The 21904-nt window shown below is 68.6% G+C and carries 21 protein-coding genes; 11 read left to right on the forward strand and 10 right to left on the reverse strand.

Annotated elements, in window-relative coordinates; all coding sequences use genetic code 11:
* Window positions 1-2 precede the first annotated feature (2 nt).
* Together hemB and D2V04_RS01800 are read right to left on the reverse strand one after the other, a co-directional pair.
* Entirely contained in the window at window positions 3-998 is a 996-nt protein-coding gene (gene hemB / locus D2V04_RS01795; protein WP_119511649.1) for a porphobilinogen synthase, read from the reverse strand.
* Window positions 999-1046: 48 nt separating this feature from the next.
* Window positions 1047-2672, reverse strand: coding sequence for a M23 family metallopeptidase (locus tag D2V04_RS01800; RefSeq protein ID WP_228766196.1), 1626 nt, complete (start codon window positions 2670-2672; stop codon window positions 1047-1049).
* 271 nt (window positions 2673-2943) lie between these two features.
* Here D2V04_RS01800 and D2V04_RS01805 point away from each other — a divergent pair, with 271 nt between their 5' ends.
* The 6 genes from D2V04_RS01805 (at window position 2944) to D2V04_RS01830 (ending at window position 8114) form a co-directional block, all read left to right on the forward strand.
* Window positions 2944-5361: a helicase-related protein gene (locus D2V04_RS01805; RefSeq protein WP_119511716.1), complete on the forward strand. Its 2418-nt coding sequence runs from the start codon at window positions 2944-2946 to the stop codon at window positions 5359-5361.
* The gene (locus D2V04_RS01810) at window positions 5361-5645 is read left to right on the forward strand and encodes an RNA-binding S4 domain-containing protein (protein ID WP_119511651.1); all 285 of its coding nucleotides are present in this window, start codon (window positions 5361-5363) and stop codon (window positions 5643-5645) included. Before D2V04_RS01805 ends, D2V04_RS01810 begins: the two co-directional genes overlap by 1 nt.
* Before the next feature lie 34 nt (window positions 5646-5679).
* Window positions 5680-6018 (forward strand): ferredoxin FdxA, encoded by a 339-nt coding sequence (gene fdxA / locus D2V04_RS01815; protein WP_119511652.1) that lies wholly within the window; start codon window positions 5680-5682, stop codon window positions 6016-6018.
* A gap of 248 nt (window positions 6019-6266) precedes the next feature.
* Window positions 6267-6800 carry a CarD family transcriptional regulator gene (locus D2V04_RS01820; RefSeq protein ID WP_119511653.1) on the forward strand — a complete coding sequence of 178 codons (534 nt, stop codon included), beginning with the start codon at window positions 6267-6269 and terminating at the stop codon, window positions 6798-6800.
* A 78-nt stretch (window positions 6801-6878) separates the two neighbouring features.
* On the forward strand, window positions 6879-7715 hold the full coding sequence (locus D2V04_RS01825) for a head GIN domain-containing protein (protein ID WP_228766198.1): 837 nt from the start codon (window positions 6879-6881) through the stop codon (window positions 7713-7715).
* Between the two features lie 63 nt (window positions 7716-7778).
* Window positions 7779-8114, forward strand: coding sequence for a hypothetical protein (locus D2V04_RS01830; protein ID WP_119511654.1), 336 nt, complete (start codon window positions 7779-7781; stop codon window positions 8112-8114).
* A 6-nt stretch (window positions 8115-8120) separates the two neighbouring features.
* On the opposite strand, the gene D2V04_RS01835 is transcribed toward D2V04_RS01830, so the two are convergent.
* Entirely contained in the window at window positions 8121-9074 is a 954-nt protein-coding gene (locus tag D2V04_RS01835) for an L-threonylcarbamoyladenylate synthase (RefSeq protein ID WP_119511655.1), read from the reverse strand.
* A 50-nt stretch (window positions 9075-9124) separates the two neighbouring features.
* Between D2V04_RS01835 and D2V04_RS01840 the strand changes: the two genes are divergently transcribed.
* Window positions 9125-10867 (forward strand): acyl-CoA dehydrogenase, encoded by a 1743-nt coding sequence (locus D2V04_RS01840; protein ID WP_119511656.1) that lies wholly within the window; start codon window positions 9125-9127, stop codon window positions 10865-10867.
* Window positions 10864-11706 (forward strand): DUF815 domain-containing protein, encoded by an 843-nt coding sequence (locus D2V04_RS01845; RefSeq protein ID WP_119511657.1) that lies wholly within the window; start codon window positions 10864-10866, stop codon window positions 11704-11706. Before D2V04_RS01840 ends, D2V04_RS01845 begins: the two co-directional genes overlap by 4 nt.
* A 4-nt stretch (window positions 11707-11710) precedes the next feature.
* Here D2V04_RS01845 and D2V04_RS01850 read toward each other — a convergent pair whose 3' ends face one another.
* On the reverse strand, window positions 11711-13168 hold the full coding sequence (locus D2V04_RS01850; protein ID WP_119511658.1) for a PQQ-dependent sugar dehydrogenase: 1458 nt from the start codon (window positions 13166-13168) through the stop codon (window positions 11711-11713).
* A gap of 331 nt (window positions 13169-13499) precedes the next feature.
* Here D2V04_RS01850 and D2V04_RS01855 point away from each other — a divergent pair, with 331 nt between their 5' ends.
* Both D2V04_RS01855 and D2V04_RS01860 read left to right on the forward strand, forming a co-directional pair.
* On the forward strand, window positions 13500-13982 hold the full coding sequence (locus tag D2V04_RS01855) for a GAF domain-containing protein (protein WP_119511659.1): 483 nt from the start codon (window positions 13500-13502) through the stop codon (window positions 13980-13982).
* Window positions 13983-14098: 116 nt separating this feature from the next.
* Complete coding sequence (locus D2V04_RS01860) at window positions 14099-14983, forward strand: hypothetical protein (RefSeq protein WP_119511660.1); 885 nt, start codon at window positions 14099-14101, stop codon at window positions 14981-14983.
* A gap of 103 nt (window positions 14984-15086) precedes the next feature.
* On the opposite strand, the gene D2V04_RS01865 is transcribed toward D2V04_RS01860, so the two are convergent.
* The 6 genes from D2V04_RS01865 to D2V04_RS01890 form a co-directional block, all read right to left on the reverse strand.
* A complete protein-coding gene (locus D2V04_RS01865; protein WP_119511661.1) occupies window positions 15087-16064 on the reverse strand; it encodes a ParB/RepB/Spo0J family partition protein in 978 nt (325 codons plus the stop codon).
* Complete coding sequence (locus tag D2V04_RS01870; protein ID WP_119511662.1) at window positions 16061-16837, reverse strand: ParA family protein; 777 nt, start codon at window positions 16835-16837, stop codon at window positions 16061-16063. The genes D2V04_RS01865 and D2V04_RS01870 overlap by 4 nt, the downstream gene beginning before the upstream one ends.
* Entirely contained in the window at window positions 16834-17460 is a 627-nt protein-coding gene (rsmG, locus tag D2V04_RS01875) for a 16S rRNA (guanine(527)-N(7))-methyltransferase RsmG (protein WP_119511663.1), read from the reverse strand. The genes D2V04_RS01870 and rsmG overlap by 4 nt, the downstream gene beginning before the upstream one ends.
* Window positions 17457-19319, reverse strand: coding sequence for a tRNA uridine-5-carboxymethylaminomethyl(34) synthesis enzyme MnmG (gene mnmG / locus D2V04_RS01880; RefSeq protein ID WP_119511664.1), 1863 nt, complete (start codon window positions 19317-19319; stop codon window positions 17457-17459). The genes rsmG and mnmG overlap by 4 nt, the downstream gene beginning before the upstream one ends.
* 94 nt (window positions 19320-19413) lie before the next feature.
* On the reverse strand, window positions 19414-20733 hold the full coding sequence (mnmE, locus tag D2V04_RS01885) for a tRNA uridine-5-carboxymethylaminomethyl(34) synthesis GTPase MnmE (protein WP_119511718.1): 1320 nt from the start codon (window positions 20731-20733) through the stop codon (window positions 19414-19416).
* Window positions 20734-20829: 96 nt separating this feature from the next.
* A complete protein-coding gene (locus tag D2V04_RS01890; protein WP_119511665.1) occupies window positions 20830-21087 on the reverse strand; it encodes a DUF6489 family protein in 258 nt (85 codons plus the stop codon).
* Between the two features lie 107 nt (window positions 21088-21194).
* On the opposite strand from D2V04_RS01890, the gene D2V04_RS01895 reads away from it, so the two are divergent.
* On the forward strand, window positions 21195-21893 hold the full coding sequence (locus D2V04_RS01895) for a dienelactone hydrolase family protein (protein ID WP_119511666.1): 699 nt from the start codon (window positions 21195-21197) through the stop codon (window positions 21891-21893).
* Window positions 21894-21904 lie beyond the last annotated feature (11 nt).

A 21904-nucleotide genomic window follows, 5' to 3' on the forward strand; every position in this document is an offset into this window, starting at 1 on the left:
GTCTATGCCCCCAGCAGCCGGGCGGCGTGCGCCGCGTGATAGGTCAGCACGCCGCTGCATCCGGCGCGCTTGAAGGCGGTGAGCGTCTCGAGCACGAGCGCGTCGCGATCCCCCGCGCCGGCCGCCGCCGCGGCCTCGATCATCGCGTACTCGCCGCTCACCTGGTAGGCGAAGACGGGCACTTCGAACCGCTCCTTCACCCGGCGCACGATGTCGAGGTAGGGAAGCCCCGGCTTAACCATCACGCTGTCCGCCCCCTCGGCGAGATCGAGCGCCACTTCGCGCAGCGCTTCCTCTCCGTTGGCCGGGTCCATCTGGTAGGACCTCTTGTCTCCCTTGAGCAGCCCGCCCGACCCCACGGCATCGCGGAACGGTCCGTAGAAGGCGCTCGCATATTTCGCAGCGTAGCTCATGATCTGGACGTTGTGGTGGCCGCCCATCTCGAGCGCCATGCGGATCGCCTTCACGCGCCCGTCCATCATGTCCGACGGTGCAATGACGTCGGCCCCCGCCTCGGCCTGGTTGAGCGCCTGGTCCACAAGAACGGCGACCGTGTCGTCGTTCACGACATAACCCGCCTCGTCGATCAGCCCGTCCTGGCCGTGGCTGGTATAGGGATCAAGCGCCACGTCGGTCAGGACGCCGATGTCGCTGCCGCAGGCGTCCTTGATCGCCTTGATCGCCCGGCACATCAGATTGTCGGGGTTGAGCGCCTCGGCCCCGTCGTCCGAGCGGCGGCCGGGCTGGGTGTTGGGGAACAGCGCCAGGCACGGGATGCCGAGCCGGACGGCCTCTTTCGCGCGGGCGGCGATCCCGTCGACCGACCAGCGCGACACGCCGGGCAGGCTCGCGACCGGTTCCTCCACCTCTTTGCCATCGGTGACGAACAGGGGCCAGATCAGGTCGGCCGGCGTCAGCACGTTCTCACGATACAGCGCGCGGCTCCATGCGCTCGCGCGGGCGCGGCGCAGCCGCAGGTTGGGGTAGGAGGCGGTCATGCCCGCCTGTTGCCGCAAAGCCGCGCCGGGTTCAATCGGCAGCAGCAGTCACCCGACGCGCTTGGGCGTCTCGAGCTTGTCGATCTCGCGCACCGGCTCGGCGGCGGCGGCTTCGGTCGCGGTAGGGGAGAGGTCCTCCAGCGCAGTGCCGGCCTCGACGGTCTTGAGACTGGCCAGCGCGGCACGGAAACGGCGCAGCTCGGCACCCGAAAGCTGCGCCCGGGTGACAAATTCGACCGAGGCCGGGTTCACCGCGCGGCCTCCGCGATACATCTCGTAGTGCAGGTGCGGTCCGGTCGAGAGGCCAGTCGACCCGACGTAGCCGATCACCTGCCCGCGGCGCACGCTCTGCCCGCTGCGCACGGCGACGCGGCTCATGTGGCAATAGCGCGTGGCGAGCCCGCCGCCGTGGCTGAGCTTGACCGCCTTGCCGCAGCCGCCGGCGCGCCCGGCGCTGGCGACGCGGCCGTCAGTCACCGCGACGATCGGCGTGCCGTAGCTGGCGCGGAAGTCCATGCCGGCGTGCATGCGCTTGTAGCCGAGGATCGGATGGCGGCGCATGCCGAAGTTGGACGAGATCCGCCCGGGCACCGGCGCAACGAGGCCGCTGCGCTGTTCGCCCACGCCCGATGCCTCGTAAAAACGGCCTTCCTCGCCCCACCGCATAAGCTGGGTCTTCGCCTCCCCACCCCGCTCGATCCCGGCGTAGAGCAGTTGCCCGGCCTGACGCTCACCGGTGGCGGCACGGCGGTACTGCACGATCATGTCGAAGGTATCGGTCGAGCGCACCGCCCGGTCGAGATCGACCTGATCGCTCAGCGCCTTCAGGTACTGCTGGACCGCGCTCGCGGGAGCGCCCGCAGCGCGCATCGAGCGGTAGAGGCTGCTGCCCACGGTGCCGCGGATGCGCAGCGGCGTCTCGTCGACGCGGATCGGCTTGCGGGTGAGCGACAGATGCCCGGCATCGTCACGGGTGACGGCCAGCGCGAGATCGAACCGGGCGCGGAATTCGAGCGCATCGAGCGGACGCGCCGCCCCGGGTTGCGGCCGGCGACCGAGCGTGATGTCGACCTGCGTTCCGGGCTCGATCGCGTCCAGTGCGACCGAACCGGAGACGAGGTCGGCGACTCTTTCCGCATCGGTCGTGCCGACCCCGGCGCGGCGCAGCATGCGCTCGAAACTGTCGCCCCGCGCGAGCGTGGCGAGCAGTTCGACCCGGGGACGCTCGGGCGCGGACTTGAGCGGCACGACCAGCGCCGTCGCGCCCATGCGCCGCCCGCTGTCGGACCCGAGCGCGAGCGGCATGATCATCTGGCTGCGGAATTCGTCGCGCGCCGGATTGTCCAGCCGCATCACCGGTGCGGCCTCGACCGGCGCAAAATCGGGCCACATCGCCAGCGCTAGCGCGGAAAGGCCGATCAGGGTGCCGAGCCCGCGGAACCAGCGGCGGCTGCCGATCGTCTCGGCCAGATCCGGCGCGAGATCCATGCTTTCGAAAGTTCCGGAGACGCCCGCGCGCCAGGCGTCGAATTTCTCGGAGAGGTGCCGCGCGCGCTGGATCACCTGCGGCTGCGGATCGGCAACGATCTGGGAGTGCGAAAGCGCGGCCGGGCGCCAGAGGTCGCCGCCCGAATCGGCGGAGACGTGACCGTCGCCCAAACCCTGCTTGTACACCGCGCCTCCTCCACAGGTCGCGATGCATGGCCTCGCGACCCGACCCGAGCGTGTTCTATGCCCCAATCCCTGCCCGATTAAAGTAAAGACCGCCTTAACCTGCGGCGGACCGAGTCGTTCGCGCGGCGGCCTGCGGGAACTCGGCCCCACGGTACTGGCGCGGCTTGCCGCGCGCCCTCCCCGATGCCACATTCCCCGGGTGACCGATGGTACCATCAAGGCGGTCCTCGGACCCACCAACACCGGCAAGACCCATCTGGCGATCGAGCGGATGTGCGCCCATTCCTCGGGTGCGATCGGTTTCCCCCTGCGCCTGCTCGCACGCGAGGTCTACGACCGGGTGGTCGCGATCAAGGGGGAGAGCCAGGTCGCCCTGATCACCGGCGAGGAACGGATCGAGCCGGCAAGCGCGCGCTATTTCTGCTGCACCGCCGAGGCGATGCCGCGCGACGGCGGAGGTCATGCGTTCGTCGCGCTCGACGAAGCGCAGCTTTCCGCCGACCGCGAGCGCGGACACGTATTCACCGATCGGCTGCTCCATGCCCGTGGGCGTGAGGAGACCATGCTGCTCGGCGCGGCGACGCTGGAGCCGGTCGTCCGCTCGCTGATCCCGCGCGCCGAGATTATCGAGCGGCCGCGCTTCTCTACCCTGACCCATGCCGGCGCGCGCAAGCTCTCGCGCCTGCCGCCGCGGAGCGCGATCGTCGCCTTCTCGGTGGAGCAGGTCTACGCCGTCGCCGAGATGCTGCGGCGCTTCCGCGGCGGGGCGGCGGTGGTCATGGGCGCACTCAGCCCGGAGACCCGCAACAAGCAGGTCTCGATGTTCCAGTCGGGCGAGGTCGACTACATCGTCGCGACCGACGCGATCGGGATGGGGCTGAACCTTGACGTCACCCACGTCGCCTTCGCCTCGCTCACCAAGTTCGACGGCGTGCGCCAGCGGCGGCTGGCGCCGGCGGAAATGGCGCAGATCGCCGGGCGCGCCGGGCGCCACCAGAAGGACGGGACATTCGGCACGCTCGCCGCCGGCAAAGGGCCGGTTCCCGAGTTCACCGACGAAGAGGTCTATGCGATCGAGGAGCATCGCTTCGCGCCCCTGACCAAGCTGTTCTGGCGCGAGGCCGAGCCGCGCTTCGACAGCCTTCGTACGCTCATCGCCGATCTGGAGGCCTCGCCGGCCCAGCCCGAGCTCGTGCCTGCGCCCGAGGCGATCGATCTCGCGGTTCTCAAGCGGCTCGCGGACGAGCCGATCGCCGATAGCGTCAAGGGCGCAGGGCTGGTGCGGCGGTTCTGGGAAGCCTGCTCGCTGCCCGATTTTCGCCAGCTCGGCCCCGATGTCCACGCGCGCTTCGTCGCGCGGCTGTGGCAGGATCTGGCGCAAGGCCACCTCGGCGCCGACTATGTCGCGGCGCGCATCGCGGAGCTGGACCGCGTGCAGGGCGACATCGACACGCTGCAGGGCCGGATCGCGGCGATCCGCAGCTGGGCCTATATCTGCCAGCGGCCCGACTGGGTCCTGGCGCGCGACGAGATGGCCGCGCGCGCAAGAGCAGTGGAAGCAAGACTGTCGGATGCGCTACACGCACGGCTGACCGAACGTTTCGTCAACCGGAGGACCACGATCCTGATGAAGAGCCTGGGCACCGATCCTGCGCTGCTGCCCGTCACGCTGGCGGAGGACGGCGCACTGCTGGTGGAGGACGAGCCGATCGGCCATGTCGAGGGTTTCCGCTTCAAGGTCGATCACACGGCCAGCCATGGCGATCGCAAGATGCTGCTGGCTGCGGGAGAAAAGGCCCTGCCGCGCATCCTGTCGGACCGTGCCGAGGCGCTGATCGCCTCGCAGATGGAAGGCGCCTCGCTCGACCGGGGCGCGATCCGCTGGCAGGGGCAGGAGCTGGCACGGCTGGAGCCGGGCCCCGACGCGGTGCACCCGCGCATCGTACCCGCGCGCGAACTCCACGCCCTGCCCGAGGCCGTGCGCGAGCGGCTGGTCCAGGCGCTCGCCGCTTGGCTCGCCGCCGCGCTGGCGCCGCTCGAGCCGCTCGCCAAGCTGGAAGAAGCGGCCAGGAACCCCGAGGCAGGGTCGCAGGCCCGCGCGCTGCTGCTGGGTCTGATCGGCGGACATGGGTTCGTCGCCCGCGAGAAAGCGGGGATCGAACACTTGCCGAAGGACATGCGGCCGTTCCTGCGCCGGCTCGGCGTCACGTTCGGCGCGCTCGACGTCTTCGCCCCTGCCCTGCTCAAGCCGGCGCCGCGCGCGCTGCTCCATGCGCTCGGCTACGACCGGCGGCCGCTGCAGGAAGCGATGCAGCCGGTCATCGACGGCGGAAAGGCGCTCCCCGCAGGCTACCGTCCGGCGGGCCGGCAGGCGGTGCGCGTCGACATGGCAGAGAAGATCCTGCGCGCCGCGCACCAGACGCGCGGCGAGGTGAAGACGCGCCGCTTCGTGCTCGATCAGGCGCTGGCCGTCTCCACCGGCCTGACGCCCGAGAACTGGCACCGGCTGCTCGGCGCTGCGGGCTTCCGCCGCCTCCCCGCGCGCAAGCTCGCCGAAAGCGCTTTCGGCCCGCCGGCGCCCGATCTGTGGGAATGGCGCCCGTCGCGCCGCCCCCCGGCGAAGCGCCCGCCCGACCGCAAACCGCCCGCAAACGGGGCCTTCGCGGCGCTGGCGGACCTCGTGCGGTGATGCGGATCGACCGGCTGCTGTGCCACTTGCGCTTCGTGAAGACGCGCGCGCGGGCACAGGCGCTGGTCGAGGCCGGGCACGTGCGGCGAAACGGCCAGCGAGTCACTCGTGCAAGCCAGCCGGTCGCACCGGGCGACGTGCTCACTTTTCCGGTCGGCAAGGCCGTGCGCGTGATCGAATTGCTGGAACTGCCCGCCCGCCGCGGCCCCGCGTCCGAAGCGCAGGCCTGCTATCGCGCGCTTGACCCGGAGGGGCAAACCGCCATAGCAGCGGCTAAACCGTGAACCAGGGCCTGGCCCGCAAAGGAAGCGCTTCCCAATGACCTATGTCGTCACCGACGCCTGCATCAAGTGCAAGTACACCGATTGCGTCGAGGTCTGCCCGGTCGACTGTTTCTACGAGGGCGAGAACATGCTGGTGATCAACCCCAGCGAATGCATCGACTGCGGCGTGTGCGAGCCCGAGTGCCCGGCCGAGGCGATTCTGCCCGATACCGAGAGCGATCTCGAGAAGTGGCTCGAGCTCAACACCAAGTACTCCGCCGAATGGCCCAATATCACGAGCCAGAAGGAGCCGCCCGCCGACGCCGACGAGCACAAGGGCGAGGAAGGCAAGTTCGAGAAGTACTTCACCCCGGAGCCCGGCGAAGGCGACTGACGAGCCGGCCCGAAAGGGGCATCCGGCGACCCGATTCGGGCGGCTACACTGCGGACTCGCAATTTTGTTGCTGTTGTGCTATATAATGCAACAACTGCACCGGTCGTGACCGGTCGCAGGCGTGACAGCAGAAAGGTCCGGACCACTCGCGACAGGACAATCGACCTTTCGACCGTGCCCCGTGCGGCGCGGCGCGAAGACGATTTGACTTCTGCCTCCCGGGGCCCGACCGCAGAAAGGACTTTTGCATGGCCAGCAAGGCTCCCGCCTTCGATGTCGGCGACTACGTCGTCTATCCCAAGCACGGCGTCGGCCGTGTCATTGAGCTGCAGAACGAAGAAATCGCCGGGATGCAGCTCGAGCTCTACGTGCTTCGCTTCGAGAAGGAGCGGATGACGCTTCGCGTTCCCACCAACAAGGTCGAGGCGATCGGCATGCGCAAGCTGTCGAGCGACAAGACGCTGAAGGAAGCGATGGAGACGCTCAAGGGCAAGCCCAAGGTCAAGCGTACGATGTGGAGCCGCCGGGCGCAGGAGTACGAGGCGAAGATCAACTCGGGCGACCTGGTCTCGATCGCCGAGGTGACCCGTGACCTGTTCCGCCCCGATGACCAGCCCGAACAGTCCTATTCCGAACGGCAGATCTTCGAAGCGGCCTCGAGCCGACTGGCGCGCGAACTCGCGGCCATGGAGAAGACCGATGAGCCCGCCGCGCTCGAGAAGATCCTCAATGTCCTGCGCGAACACGCCCCGCAGTACTACGAGAACGCCGAAGAGGCCTGATTTCGACCAAGGGTCATCTCGGACCGACGAAAGGCCGCCCCACCGGGCGGCCTTTTTCGTATCGCGGTTGCACGCACGATGCTGCTGTATTATGTCGGCAACACGGACTGGGTCCATTTCGGCACGAGGAAGGTTCACATGCTGCAGAAGATTCTCAAGGGGGTTGCCCCGGTTATCGCGCTGATGATGGCCACTGGTTGCAACGGAAGCATCAACATCAACGGCTCCGACGGGGTTCCGCTGTCCGAGCTCGATCTCACGGGCAAGACCCCGACCGAAGTGGTCGCAGCCGGGCCCGACAGCGTGATCGTGACCCGCGGCGAGACCCTCGCCATCGACGTCAGCGGCGACCGGGAAGCGGTCGACGCGCTGCGCTTCACCCTCGACGACGAGACGCTCGGCATCATGCGCGAGAACGAGAACTGGAGCAGCACCGACGGCCGCGCGACGGTGCGCGTTACCCTGCCCCGGCTGGAGAAGCTGGTCGTCGCAGGTTCCGGCACGGTTGAGGCGGACATGATCGACGGAAATGCGGAAGTGACGATCGCCGGCAGCGGATCGGCGAATACCGCGCAGGTCGATGCCGACGTGCTCGAAGTGAACATCGCCGGATCGGGCACCTATCGCGCGGCCGGTCGGGCGACGACGCTCGAACTCAACATCGCCGGATCGGGCGAAGCCGAGATGGAACGGCTCAAGGTCGACAAGGCCGACATCACGATCGCCGGATCGGGCGATGCGGCGTTCGCCTCGGACGGAACGGTGGAAGCGTCGATCATGGGCTCGGGCGACGTATCGGTGACCGGTTCGGCCTCCTGCACGATCAGCTCGATGGGTTCGGGCACGCTCAAGTGCTCCTCGGCAGCGGCCACTGCGGGCGACAATGCGGCGCCTGCAACGGCCGAAGCGGAATAAATTCGCACCCGTTCATCGCCGCGACGCTTTTTACAGGCTATGCTGCGCAGAGGAGGAATTCCCATGCGCGGCATAGTCTTGGCTTCCATCGTTCTGCCCGGCGCGCTCATGCTCGGCGGCTGTCTTGCAAAGGCCGCGGTTGGCGCGGTGACGGCACCGGTCAGAGTCGCCAGCGGGGCGGTCGATCTCGCCACCACCAGTCAATCCGAAGCGGACGAGAAACGCGGGCGCGAACTACGCCAGCGCGAGGCGCAACTTGGCCGGCTCGAACGCCGTTATGCGGACGAGATGCGCGACTGCAGCGACGGCGACCGCCGCGCCTGCGACGACGCGCGACGGACCTACGGCGAGATCCAGATCCTGCTGCCCAGCGTTCCGGCCGCCCCCGAACCGCGCTAGCCCGGCTCAGGCTGCGGCGCGCCGCAGCCGGTCGTTGATCGCGGCGCCGATCCCCGCTTCCGGCACGGGCGCGACCGCGATGCGCGGCAGGTCCGATCGCGCCGCTTGGTGGAGGCAGGCATAGAGGCGCGCGGCGGCCTCGGCGAGATCGCCGGATGGCGAGAGCGAGCAGTGGCTCGCAACGGCACCGAAACCGATCAGAAACTCGTCCGGCGTGGCTGTCGCGGCGTTGAGGCGCACCGGCTTGCCCGGCGCGTAGTGGCTCGCGAGCTGGCCGGGCGCCTCGATCGCACCGCCCGCGCTGCCGCTTTCGCGCGGCGCTCCCAGCAACAGGCGGTGGAGCGCGTCGAGATCCACGGGTCCAGGACGAAGCTCGTCCCAGCGCCCGCCGTCACGAATGGCGAGGATCGTCGATTCGACCCCCTCCTCGCACGGCCCTGCATCGAGAATGAGGTCGATCCGCCCGTCGAGCGAGGCGGAGACGTGTTCCGCCTGTGTGGGGCTGATGAAGCCGCTGCGGTTGGCCGAGGGCGCCGCAAGCGGAAAATCGCAGGCGGCGAGCAGTGCCCGCATGGCCGGATGCGCCGGCGCGCGCAGCGCGACCGTCGGCAGACCGGCAGTGACCGCCGCGGCCAGACCCGCATCCTCGCGCCGGGGCAGAACCAGCGTCAGCGGCCCTGGCCACACGCGTTCGGCGAGCAGCGAGGCGTCACCCTCCAGCCGCGCATACCGCGCGGCCTGCGCGGCATCGCGGACGTGCACGATCAGCGGGTTGAAGCTCGGCCGCCCCTTGGCATCGTAAATCCGCGCCACAGCCTCGTCGCTGTCGGCCCGGGCAGCGAGGCCATAGACCGTCTCGGTCGGCACCGCGACCAGCCCGCCGGCGGCGAGAATTCTCGCCGCGCGAGCAATTCCTTTCGCATCTGCAGAAACTGTTTCGGTCGCGTTCTTGCCGCTCATTCCCGCGCGCTATATGCGCTTTGGCGCAAAGCCAAGGGGAACCGCACGACGTGACCTACTCGCCCGCCACCCAGGATCAGTTGCTCGCCATCCGCGTCAACGCGGGAATTGCCGACCTCGCCGCGACCGAACGCTTCGCCGCGGCGGAGCCCGATATGGTCGAGGCGATCGTCGAAGGCATCGGCGCTTTCGCTGCCGGGGAATGGGCACCGCTGAACCGCGCGGGCGACCTGGAAGGCGCGAAGCTGGAGAACGGCGTGGTCCGCCTGCCGGACGGGTTCGCGCAGGGCTATGCCGACTATGTCGCGCAGGGCTGGAACGCGATCGCCGGCCCGGCAGAGTTCGGCGGCCAGGGCCTGCCCTTCACGCTCGCCTGCAACGTGCTCGAGAACCTCGGCACCGCGAACATGGCGTTCAGCCTCCTGCCGATGCTCTCGGTCGGCGCGATCGAGGCGCTCGACCATCACGGCAGCGAGGCGCAGAAGGCGGCCTATCTGCCCAAGCTGGTCAGCGGCCAGTGGTCCGGCACGATGAACCTCACCGAGCCGCAGGCGGGCAGCGACCTCGGCGCGCTGCGCACCACGGCAACCCCGATCGAAGACGGCGAGCACGCCGGCAAATACCGCATCGCCGGGCAGAAGATCTTCATCACGTTCGGCGAGCACGAGCTGGCGGAGAACATCGTCCATCTCGTTCTCGCGCGCCTGCCCGACGCGCCCGAGGGCAGCCGCGGCATCTCGCTGTTCCTCGTGCCGAAGTACCACGTCAACGACGACGGATCGCCCGGCCCCCGGAACGACGTGCGGTGCGTGAGCCTCGAGCACAAGCTCGGCATCAATGCCTCGCCGACCTGCTTGATGAGCTACGGCGACAACGGCGAATGCATTGGCGAACTCGTCGGCGCGGAGAACCGCGGGCTGATGGCGATGTTCACGATGATGAACAACGCGCGGATCAACGTCGGCAACCAGGGCGTACAGATCGGCGAGCGCGCGACCCAGGCCGCGCTCGCCTATGCTGCCGAGCGCGTGCAGTCGGCCCGCGCCGGATCGCCCGACAAGACGCCGGTCGCGATCATCGAGCATCCCGACGTGCGCCGCATGCTGCTGCGGATGAAGGCGCTGACCGAAGGCGCGCGGGCTCTCCTCTACTACACCGCGGGCCAGGTCGACCGCGGCACGCTGGGCGACGAGGCGGCCGATCGGCGCGGCGACGTGCTCGTGCCGCTGATCAAGGCCTGGGGGACCGACGTGGGCATCGAAGTCGCCAGCCTTGGCGTACAGATCCACGGCGGCATGGGCTTCATCGAGGAGACCGGTGCGGCGCAGCATTACCGCGACGCGCGCATCGCCCCGATCTACGAAGGCACCAACGGCATTCAGGCCGCCGACCTGGTGACGCGCAAGCTGGGGCTCGAGAACGGCGCGGTGTTCGCCGCATTGATGGCGGATATCGCGCGCGATGCGGCGGGCGATGAGCCGTCCCTCGCCGCGCTCGCCAACGATTGCGCCGCGATCGGCGAATGGATGCGCGACACTGCGTCGCTGGACGACCGGCTTGCCGGCAGCGTGCCGTTCTGCACGATGTCGGCCGTCGCGGTCGCCGGGTGGCAGTTGCTGCGGCAGCTTCGCGCGATCGGAGGCGGCGAAGCGCCGGGCACCGCCGCCGCCAAGCGCGCGAGCGTGCGCTTCTTCCTCGACCGGATCGTGCCCGAGGCCGCCGGTCTCAAGGCATCGGCCATGGCCGGCGCGGAGCCGCTCTACACGCTCACCAGCGAGCAGCTCGCGGGATGACGCGCGAGACTTCGTCCGACCAAGGCGATCCTCTCGCGCGGATTGCCGATGCGCTGGAGAAGCTCGCGGGAGAAGCTGCGCCGGCGACCGACTGGAACGCGGCGCCCGCCTATGTATGGGACGGGCACGCGGCGCGTCCCGTCGGCGCGATCGATGCGCCGCCGCTCGCGCTGCTCCAGGGCATCGACGCCCAGCGCGACACCGTCGCGGCCAACGTCGTGCGCATCGCCAGGGGTCACGCAGCGCACGACATGCTGCTGTGGGGCGCACGCGGCATGGGCAAATCGGCGCTGGTGCGGGCTTCGGTCGTTGCAGCCCAAGCCGCAGTGCCCGGCGGACTGGCACTGGTGCAGGTCGCGGCGGACGCCCTGCCCTCACTCCCGCGCCTGTTCGCGCAGCTCCGCGAGGCGGGACGCAATTTCCTCGTCTATATCGACGATCTCGGGTTCGGCGAGGAGGATACGGCCGGCCCGCGCCACTTGCGCAGTTGGCTCGAAGGCGGAGTCGAAGCGCGGCCCACGAACGTACGCCTCGCGGTCACCTCCAACCGCCGGGCAATCGTGCCGCGCCATTCGCGCGAACAGGACGATCCGCTGAACCCGCGCGATGCGGTCGACGATACGCTCGCGCTGGCCGACCGGTTCGGACTCTCGGTCGGCTTCCACAACTGCACGCAGGACGATTACCTGGCGATTATCGCAGGTTACGCCCGCGAATACGGCCTCGAGTGGAGCGAGCCCGATGCGCTCGAATGGGCGCGGCGGCGCGGCGCACGCTCGGGCCGCACGGCATGGCATTATGTGAACGAGCTTGCCGGACGCGCCGGACGCGCGATCTGAGGCTTTACTGGATCACGTCTTCGCGCGCGTAGTCGTCGTCGAACGTGGCTGTGCTGCCGCCCAGTTCGCGCTGGGGCGGCAACGAAGCGCCCTGGATGCGCTCGATCGCCGGCAGGGGTTCAGCCCCGGGGGCAATCACACGCCAGATGATGCCCGCGGTGTCGTCGCTCACCAGCAGCGCGCCGTCGCCGGCCCATTCGACCCAGGTGGGGCGGCCACGCGTCGTGCCCTCGCCCGTCAGGAAGCCGGTCAGCACCGGGATCGGCTTGCCGAGCGGGTTGCCGCGCTCATCGAAGGCTACGTAGACGACGTCGTACCCGGCAGGTGGCTTGCGGTTCCATGATCCGTGGCGCGCGATGAAGGCGCCCTGACCGAAACGCGGACCCACGCGCGCGCCTTCTTCACTGAAGACCAGGCCGAGCGCCGCGACGTGCGGGCCGAGCGCATATTCGGGCCGCCGGGCATATTCGATGAGAAACGCCGGCATCGGCGCCTCAACCCGGCGGTCGATATTGTTCTTCCAGTAGACCCAGGGCCAGCCGTACTGCGCGCCGATCGGCACGTTGGTGAGGTAGTCGGGCACGAGGTCCGAGCCGAGCATGTCGCGCTCGTTGACCGTGGTCCAGAGTTCGCCGCTCCACGGGCTCCAGTCGAGGCCGTTGGGATTGCGCAGGCCGGTTGCGTAGATCCGCTGCCGGTCGTCCTCGAGATCGTACTCCCAGATCGCGGCCCGGCCTTCTTCCAGCTCGATGCCCTTCTCGGCGATGTTGGAGGCCGATCCGACCGCGACGTAGATGTGGGCGCCTTCCGGATCGAGCGCGATGTTGCGCATCCAGTGGTTGCCGGCAGCCGGCAGGTCCATCAGCTTGCGCGGCTCGGCGGTGATCTGCGTCGCGCCGAGTTCGTAGGGAAAGGCAAGCAGCGCGTCGTGATTGGCGACGTAGAGCGTCTCGTCGGCCCAGGCGATGCCGGACGGCGATTCGAGATCGTCGGTCAGCACGAACCGCTGCTCGGCATCGCCGTTGCCGTCTGCATCGCGCAATAGCACGAGCGTGTCGGGTGATTCGCCCGTCGCCCCCGCACGCGACATCAGCAAGCCGGCGACCCAGTCGGTAAACCCGCCTTCGTCGTCGTCGCTCTTGGGCGCCCGGGTCAGGGTCACCAGGACATCGCCGTTGGGCAGCGTGTAGATGACGCGCGGATGGTCGAGCCCCTCGGCGAAGCGCGTGACGGTCAGCCCTTCCGCCGCTTGCGGCGCCTGGTCGGGCGCCCAGCCGACCGGCTTGGCGATCCGAACCGTCGGAATCATCTGGGAGTCGGGCTCCGCCAGTGTCGGATCCGTACCGGTGACCTCGGCCACCGAGAGCTCGGCCTCGTCGCCCCTGACGAGCCAGGCGGCCGCGAAGATGAGGACGAGGATCAGGAGAAGGACCCAGATCAGGATCTTGCGCTTGGTGCTCATGAGCGGAAGGATTACGCGCTGCGGGCCTTTGCGGCAATGGCGCAGCGGTCCAGGGTCCGTACTTAACTGGAGCAAGGATCGTGATTGCCCATGGAGGTCCGCCGACAAGGAGCGCAGCGCAGGCGCGTAGCAGCGCTACGCGCAAGCAAGCGACGCTGCTCGGCGAGCCTCCATGGGCAACCGCTGCGCGGCGGGCGGATTTTGGCGCCATGCGGCGTCGCGCGTCGGTCACGATGAATCATCATCGCTCCCTCCTTGCTCCTAGCCTGGCACCAAAATCCGCTCCGTCACGACCTTGCTCCAGTTAAGTACGGACCCTAGAGGGCGTGCCATGTACGATTTCGCTGCCGACCCCGCGCTCCCCAAGCCCGAGCTTTACCGTCAGCTTTGCGCGGCCGCCGATGCGCTGACTGCCGGCGAGCGTGACGGCATCGCCAACATGGCCAACGTCGCCGCCCTGATCTGGGAGTTCGTTCCGCGCCTCAACTGGTCGGGCTTCTACCGGATGGTGGAGGACGAGCTCGTCCTCGGGCCGTTCGCCGGTCGGCCGGCCTGTATCCGCATTCCGCTGGGCCAGGGCGTGTGCGGCGCAGCGGCGCGAACGGGCGAGACGCAGCTCGTGGAGGACGTGCACGCCTTCCCCGGCCATATTGCCTGCGACGCAGCCAGCCGCTCCGAACTGGTCGTGCCCGTATTTCGCGACGGGGCAGTAATCGCGGTGATCGATCTCGACAGTCCCGAGCCGGCGCGCTTCGACCGGGAGGACGCGGACGGTCTGGAAGCGCTCGCGGCGATCCTCTCCGACCGGATCTGACCCCCCGGCGCCCCGTTTCGGGACATCGCCCGCAGGCACGTGTGCCTCTGCGGGTTGCAATGGTAGATTTTTCGTTAACGCCGGGAATCGACTCGGCCTAACGAAGGGGATCGACCATGACCGCCCGTCACCTGACCCTGCTCGGCGCCGCAGTGGGCGCGATCGGCGCCGCATCTCCGGCGATGGCGCAGCCCGAGATGCCGTACGAGTACGCCTATCCGCTGCCGCCTGGCGAAGTCGTTTACGAGCAGGCGCCCGTGGTTCAGCCGCTTCCGGCGCCGGCACAACCGTCTCCGCCGCCGCAGGAAGTCTATCACGAGCCGGAATACTCCGACGATCCTGCGTATGACGACTACGCCGACCGCTACGAATACGAGCGCAGTGGGCCGGTCTACCACGAAGTCCCGCCGCCGCCGGCTGCCTATTATCCTGCGCCGCCCGCGCCCCCGCCGCATTTCGACGCCGAGGCGTGGCTGGCGGACTGCCGGGCGCGCTATCGCGCCGGCGAAGGCCGCGAGGAAGGCGGTGTCGCCGGGGGACTGCTCGGCGCGGCCGCGGGCGGGCTGATCGGCAATCGCGTTGCCGACGGCGAGCGGCTTGCGGGCACCCTGATCGGCGCGGGAGTCGGCGGCTTGGCCGGCCTTGCCATCGGCACCGCGATCGGCGCCGCCGTCGATCGGGACCGGGCGGAGGATTACTGCGAGGCTATGCTCGAGCGCTATCCGCACGGCTATGCGCACGCACCGGCGCCGGCCTATCCGCCCCCTGCTCCTTACGGGTACGGCTACCCCGGCTATTACGGCCACGGCTGCGCTTGCGCCCCGGCGGTAACCTACATGCCCGTCCTGATGGCCGTGCCGCAGCGCGCGGTCGTGCGCGAATATGTGACGGAGGAATGGGTCGAGGCCGAGCCGCGCGCCGAACGGCCCGTCTCGACCAAACGGCGCGTGATCCGCACGCCCGCGCCGGACAAGCGGATCAAGTACAGCAAGACCAGATGACTTGGGGCGAAGCCGCATTCTTGCGGCTTCGTAGGGGGAGGCGGCGGCCGCGGAGCCACCCGGTCGCCGCCTTTACTTGACATATCAGTTACTTAGATAGAAACTAGATATCGCCGCCGGTCAGGCGCTGGCAGATCAGATCGAGCTGATCGAGCGTCCGGTAGCGGATCGTCACAGCCCCCGACCGCGGATCGGCGTCGGTCTTGATCCGCACGCCCAGTCCGAGAAACTCCTCCAGGTGGGTCTGAACCGCGGCAATGTCGGCATCTTTCGCCGGATCGCGCGAATTGCGGACCTTGCGGCGCGGTTCGCCCTCGGCGGGCTGCGCGGCAAGCTTCTCGATCTGGCGAACGGAGAGCTTCTGGGAGACCGCACGTTGCGCCAACTCGACCGCGGCGTCGTTTCCGATTAGCGCCCGGGCGTGCCCCATCGACAGCGCGCCCTCCTCGACCAGATCGAGCACGTCTTCGGGCAGATTGAGCAGACGCTGGAGATTCGCGACGTGACTGCGCGACTTGTCGACCAGTTGCGCGATCTCGCCCTGCGTCATGCCCTGCCGGTCGGCCAGCGCCTGATAGGCGCGCGCTTCCTCAACCGGATTGAGATCCTCGCGCTGGATGTTCTCGATCAGCGCGAGCGCCATGACCTCGGTTTCGTCGAGCTCGCGCACGATCGCGGGAATCTCGTGCAGCCGCGCCTTCTGCGCTGCACGCCAGCGCCGCTCCCCCGCCACGAGCTGATAGCGCCCGCGGGCGAGCGGCCGGACGATCACCGGCTGGATCACGCCGCGCTGGGCGATCGACGCAGCAAGTTCCTCGAGCGCCGCCTCGTCGAAACGGCGGCGCGGCTGACCGGGCAGCGGCTCAATCGCCGACGTTGCAATGGAGGCAAGGCCCGAACGCGGTGAAGCACTTGATTTACCGGCATTTTCCACCGACCCGCCGGCCTCGCTGCGAGCGAGCGGCTCTTCGCGCTGAGTTTCGCCCAGGAGTGCACCCAGCCCTCTCCCGAGCTTCCGCTTGCGGTCGGTCGCGTTGCGAACGGGCGCCGAGGCGGCGGTCGGTTCGGGGGAGTTGCTCATGCGGCTTTCCTCTTCTCGGGAATGCGTCCGATCAGTTCACGTGCGAGCGCGATATAGGCGCGGCTGCCGGCGCAGGCGTGGTCGTAGACGAGCGCGGGGAGCCCGTGGCTCGGTGCTTCGGACAGGCGCACGTTGCGCGGGATGACCGCCTCGAACACGAGCTTGCCCAGGCAATCGCGCACATCGTCCGCAACCTGGTCCGTCAGCCGATTGCGGCGATCGAACATGGTCAGGACGATCCCGATGATGCCGAGATCGGGATTAAAGCGCTGCTGCACCCGCTCGACGGTCTGCAGGAGCTGGCTCAGGCCCTCAAGCGCGAAGAACTCGCACTGAAGCGGAACCAGCAGGGTGTCGGCCGCACCCAGCGCGTTGAGCGTGAGCAACCCGAGCGACGGGGGGCAATCGATAAAGCAGATGTCGTGCGCGTGATGGTCGGCAAGCGCCCGCCGCAGCCGTGCGGTGCGATCCTCGACCGACACGAGCTCCACCTCCGCTCCGCTCAAATCGACCGTGGCAGGGACGATATCGAGACCCGGGATAGCCGTCGGATGGACACATTCGGCGAGCGGAGCTTCGTCGACCAGAATGTCGTAGCTAGAACTCTCGCGGTCGGCGCTGGCGATTCCCAGTCCGGTCGAGGCATTGCCCTGCGGATCGAGATCGACCAGCAGCGTCTTCCAGCCGATCGCCGCCATCGCCGTCGCGATGTTGATGGCGGTCGTCGTCTTGCCGACCCCGCCCTTCTGGTTCGCGATGGCGATGGTGATCATGCTTTTCTCCCGGCCAGCTTACCGACGATAATGCCCGATGCGGGGTCCGTCCGCGATTGTTCCACGTGAAACAGCGCGCGCTGCCGTTTGGGCAGCTCCTGCAATTCTTGCGCCGCCGAACGCCCCTTGGGCAACAGCCACAGGGTTTCGCTTGTGGAAAATCGTGCGGATAGCGCGAGGATACGTTCGAGCGATGCGAAGGCGCGCGCCGAGATCACGCCCACGGGAACACTGTCGACATTTTCGAGTCGCACCCCTTCGATCCGGCAGTGTTCGAGTGCAAGCTCGTCCCGCATACGCTCCAGCCATTCGATTCGCTTCCGGCGCGATTCGACGAGAACCACGGGCCATTCGGGCCGCATCGCGGCAATGACCAGGCCCGGGAGCCCTGCCCCCGAGCCGAGGTCTAGCCAAGGTCCTGTTTCACGTGGAACATATTCGAGGAGCTGCGCCGAATCCGCGATGTGGCGTTGCCATATCGATGGCAGCGTCGCGCGCGCGACGAGATTCTGCCGCTCGTTCTCTTCGGCGAGTGCGCCGATCAGCCGGTTGAGCCGGTCCATGGCGACCGAATCGCACAGGCCGGCGACGTATGCGCGGGCCTGATCCTCGCTTGCGATCATGCCGCTTCTGGCCGCATATCGCGCCGGCGCGCATGGACGAGCACCGCCGAGAGCGCCGCGGGTGTGATCCCCGGAACTCGCCCCGCTGCCGAAAGCGTCTCGGGCTGCGCCGTGGTCAGCCGCTCCACCATCTCGTTGGAGAGGCCCGGCACTTCCCCATAGGGGAAGCCACTCCCCAGCCTTACTGTCTCGCTAGCACGCAAATCCCGCAGCTCGGCCTCCTGCCGCTCAAGATAGGGCGCGTAGATCGCGTCTTCCGCCAGCTCCACCGCGATCTCCTCAGCCGGGTCGAAACCCTCGTCGAGCCACGGTGCGAGACCCGCGAGATCGACGCCGTTGTACCGTAGCCATTCGTCTAGCCGGTGAACGCCGGAGTCGCGCCGGATCGGCAGTCCCGCCTGCTCCAGCTCTGAGGCAGGCACTCCCCTCGCGAGCTGCGCGTCCCACTCGGCGCGCCGCTGCTCGCGCGATTCGAACCAACGGCGGCGCGCGTCGCCGGCGCAACCGGCCGCGATCGCCAACGGCGTCAGGCGCGTCGAAGCATTGTTGGCGCGCAGCCGCAGGCGATACTCGGCCCGCGCGGTCAACATGCGATAGGGTTCGCTGACCCCCTGCAGAGTCAGGTCATCGACCATGACCGCGATGTACGAGTTGGCGCGGTCGAGCGGCGCCGGCTCCCGGCCCAGCACCGCGGCCGCCGCATGCATTCCGGCGACGAGCCCCTGCGCCGCGGCTTCCTCGTAGCCGGTCGTGCCGTTGATCTGTCCCGCGCAATAGAGCCCGCCGATCGCGCGCAGCTCCAGCGCCGGCGTGAGCGTGCGCGGATCGATGTGATCGTATTCGACGGCATAGCCGGGGACGACCATGTCGACGGCCTCGAGCCCTTCCATACTTCTGAGCATGGCGAGCTGGACGTCGACCGGAAGCGAAGTGCTGACGCCGTTGGGATAGACGAGGTGGGTGTCGAGCCCTTCGGGTTCGAGGAACACCTGATGTCCCTCGCGGTCGCCGAAGCGGTGGATCTTGTCCTCGATCGAGGGGCAATAGCGCGGCCCCTGTGCATCGATCGCGCCGGTGAACAGCGGCGACCGATCCAGCCCCGCACGAATGATGTTGTGGCTGCGCGCGTTGGTGCGGGTGATGGCGCAGAAGACCTGCGGATTCGCGCGCCGCGGCGTGACGGCGGACATCGTCCAGGTCCCGTCGTCCGACGGTTGCTCGGCCAGCCGCGCCCAGTCGATCGTCCGCCCGTCCAGCCGTGGCGGCGTGCCAGTCTTGAGCCGCGCCATCGGCAGCTTCGCCTCGCGGAGCTGCGCCGCGAGGACATGCGCGGCGTTCTCGCCGATCCGTCCGCCTTCGAACCGCTCCTCGCCGCGGAACAGGCGGCCGCCGAGGAACGTGCCGGTGCAGAGGATTATCGCCTGCGCTTCGATATGCGAACCGTCGGCGAGCGTGAGGCCCTTTGTCCGGCCGCCGTCCAGAATCAGGGCCGCCGCCTCCCCCGGGATCAGGTCGAGATTCGCCTGCTCACCCAACGCATGCTGGACGGCGGTCTTGAACAGCTTGCGGTCGGCCTGGATGCGCGGGCCCCAGACGGCGCTGCCTTTCGACATGTTGAGCATGCGATAGTGGATCGCCGCTGCGTCGGCTGCGCGGCCGATCACGCCGTCGAAAGCGTCGACCTCGCGGACAAGGTGCCCCTTCCCCAGCCCGCCGATTGCGGGATTGCAGCTCATCGCCCCGACCGTTTCGGGATCGAACGTCACCAGTCCGACGCGCGCGCCCATACGCGCAGCGACGGCCGCCGCTTCGACGCCGGCGTGCCCGCCGCCAATGACAAGGATATCGTAGGAGCGCATGGCCCGCGCGATAGGCGATCTCGCTCAGACGGTCAAAGCGCTCGCGCTGGATAGATGCCAGGTCTGGCGGGAATGCGATGTTCCACGTGAAACATCACTTGCCGATGCAGAAGCGCCCGAACAGCGCGTCCAGCATGTGCTCGGTCGACGCGCGTCCGGTCAGGCGATCGAAGGCACTGCGGGCGAGACGCAGATGCTCTGCCGCGATCAAGGGGTCGCCGGCCGCGCCGATCTCGGCGAGCGCACCCCGGGCCTCCTCGAGCAAGGCGGACTGCCGCTCGGTCAGCGCGACTTCTCCCGGCGCCGGCATCGCGTCCCGCGCACGGGCCATCAGCCGCTCGCGCAACCGATCCAGGTTGAACCCGGTCCTCGCCGAAAGCGCGAGCGCACCCTCGCCCTTGGCCCGGCGAGTCTGGTCGTCCGCCTTGGCATCGATCTCCCAGGCGCCCGTCGGCCCCTGCCCTTCCTCGCCGAGCCAGAGTACGAGATCGGCGCGCCCGAGCTGCTCCTGCGCCCGGGCAATGCCGATCTTCTCGATATCGTCCCCGCTCTCGTCCTCGCGCAGCCCGGCCGTGTCGACGAAAGTGAAGGGAATTCCGGCGACTGCGACCGACCGTTCGAGAACGTCGCGCGTCGTTCCGGCGATCGGCGAGGTTATGGCCGCTTCGTTCTCCAGCAAAGCATTGAAAAGTGTCGATTTTCCGGCATTGGGCGGGCCGGCGAGGACGACCCGGTACCCCTCGCGCAAGACGGTCGCACGCGGGCGAGCGAGCCACTGGTCGAGTTCCTCGGCGAGCCGCGACCCATCGTCCGTGAACGACGACGGCAAGTCCGCCGCGTCCTCTTCGTCCGAAAAGTCGAGCACCGCCTCCACTTGCGCGGAAAGCGCGAGCACCCGGTCGCGCCACTCACCGACCTGCTGCGACAGCGCCCCGCCGGCCAATGCCATCGCCGAGCGCCGCTGCAATTCGGTCTCCGCCTCAAGCAGGCCGGCCAGCCCTTCGGCTTCGGCAAGGTCGATCCGGCCATTGGCGAAGGCGCGGCGGGTGAACTCGCCGGGCGTCGCGGCGCGCAAGCCCGGCAGCTCCGCCAACGCGCGCTCGACCGCGCTCACCACCGCCCGTCCGCCGTGCAGGTGAAGCTCAGCGACGTCCTCGCCCGTCGCGGTCCCCGGCCCCGGCAGCCACAGCACCAGCGCCCGGTCGAGCACTTCGCCCCGGCCGTCGCGCAAGGTCCGCGCCGCCGCTCGCCGCGCCGGGGGAAGCGCGCCAGCCAGCGCCTGCAAGGCCTCGCCCGCGCGCGGACCGCTGACACGCTCGACCGCGATGCCGGCGGGCACTGCACCGCTCGACAGCGCGAAGATCGTCTCGGCCAGCGCCTTGCCGCTATCGTGAGGAGTCGACGTTGGTTTCATGGCTGGTTGGTCGCCCGCGGCCACGCTCTCCCTCTCGTCATCCCACCAAAAGCTGGGATGACGGATTTGTTTGCGGTGTATCGAAGCGATGAGCTCCTAGGACTTCTCGTCCGTCGGCTTCTTGTCCGCGTTGCGCGCCGCGCCTTCCATGAAGCTCTGGAACAGCTTCAGGCCCGCCTGCCCCATCGGGGCGAGCTGGCGCGCGTAGTCCTGCAACTGGTCGGGATTGCTGACCCCCTTCATCGCCTTGGCCATCATGTCGACGTAGACGTCGTTGGCCTTGCCGACGTCGGGCAAACCCATGAAGGTCCGGGCCTCCTCGGGCGTGCAGTCGATTTCGATATGGACCTTCATCGCGGTTCCTCCGTTGGATCGGGAAACAAACTGGGTTTGGCATTCGCCGCGCGCAAGCGGTAAGCCCGGCCTACGCAGGTGTAACCGGGAAAGGAAGGGACGACGAAATGAGCGAGACCGCGACCATCGAGACACTGTCGGGCGACCGGACGTTCAGCGCCTATGTCGCGCGGCCGGAGGGAACGGCGCGGGCGGCGATCGTCGTGATCCAGGAAATCTTCGGCGTGAACCCCGGCATCCGCCGCAAGTGCGACCGTCTGGCGGAGGCCGGCTATCTCGCGGTCGCGCCCGACGTGTTCTGGCGGATCGAACCTGGCGTCGAGCTCGACCCCGATGTGGAGGCTGAATTCCAGCGCGCGCTCGATCTGATGGGCAAGTTCGACCAGGATCAGGGCATCCGCGACATCGAGGCGACGATCCACTGGATCCGCAGGAGCGAAGGCGTCGCGAAAGTCGGCGCGGTCGGCTACTGCCTCGGCGGGCGGCTCGCCTACATGACCGCGGCGCGCACCGACGTGGACGCCTCCGTCGGCTATTACGCGGTCGGGATCGACAACCTGCTGCGCGAGAAGCACGGCATCGCCAATCCATTGATGCTGCACATCGCGGGCGACGACGGGTTCGTCGACAAGGATACGCAGAAGGCGATGCACGAGGGGCTGGACGACCATCCCAAGGTCACGCTCCACGATTATCCGGGCCTCGACCACGGCTTCGCCACCGAATTCGGCAAGCGCCGCGACGAACAGGGTGCGACGCTGGCGGACGAGCGCACCGCGGAGTTCTTCGCCCGGCACCTCGGCTGAGGGGCGGCAGG

The sequence above is a fragment of the Pelagerythrobacter aerophilus genome (genome assembly GCF_003581645.1).
In the GTDB taxonomy this organism is placed as follows: Bacteria; Pseudomonadota; Alphaproteobacteria; order Sphingomonadales; family Sphingomonadaceae; genus Pelagerythrobacter; species Pelagerythrobacter aerophilus.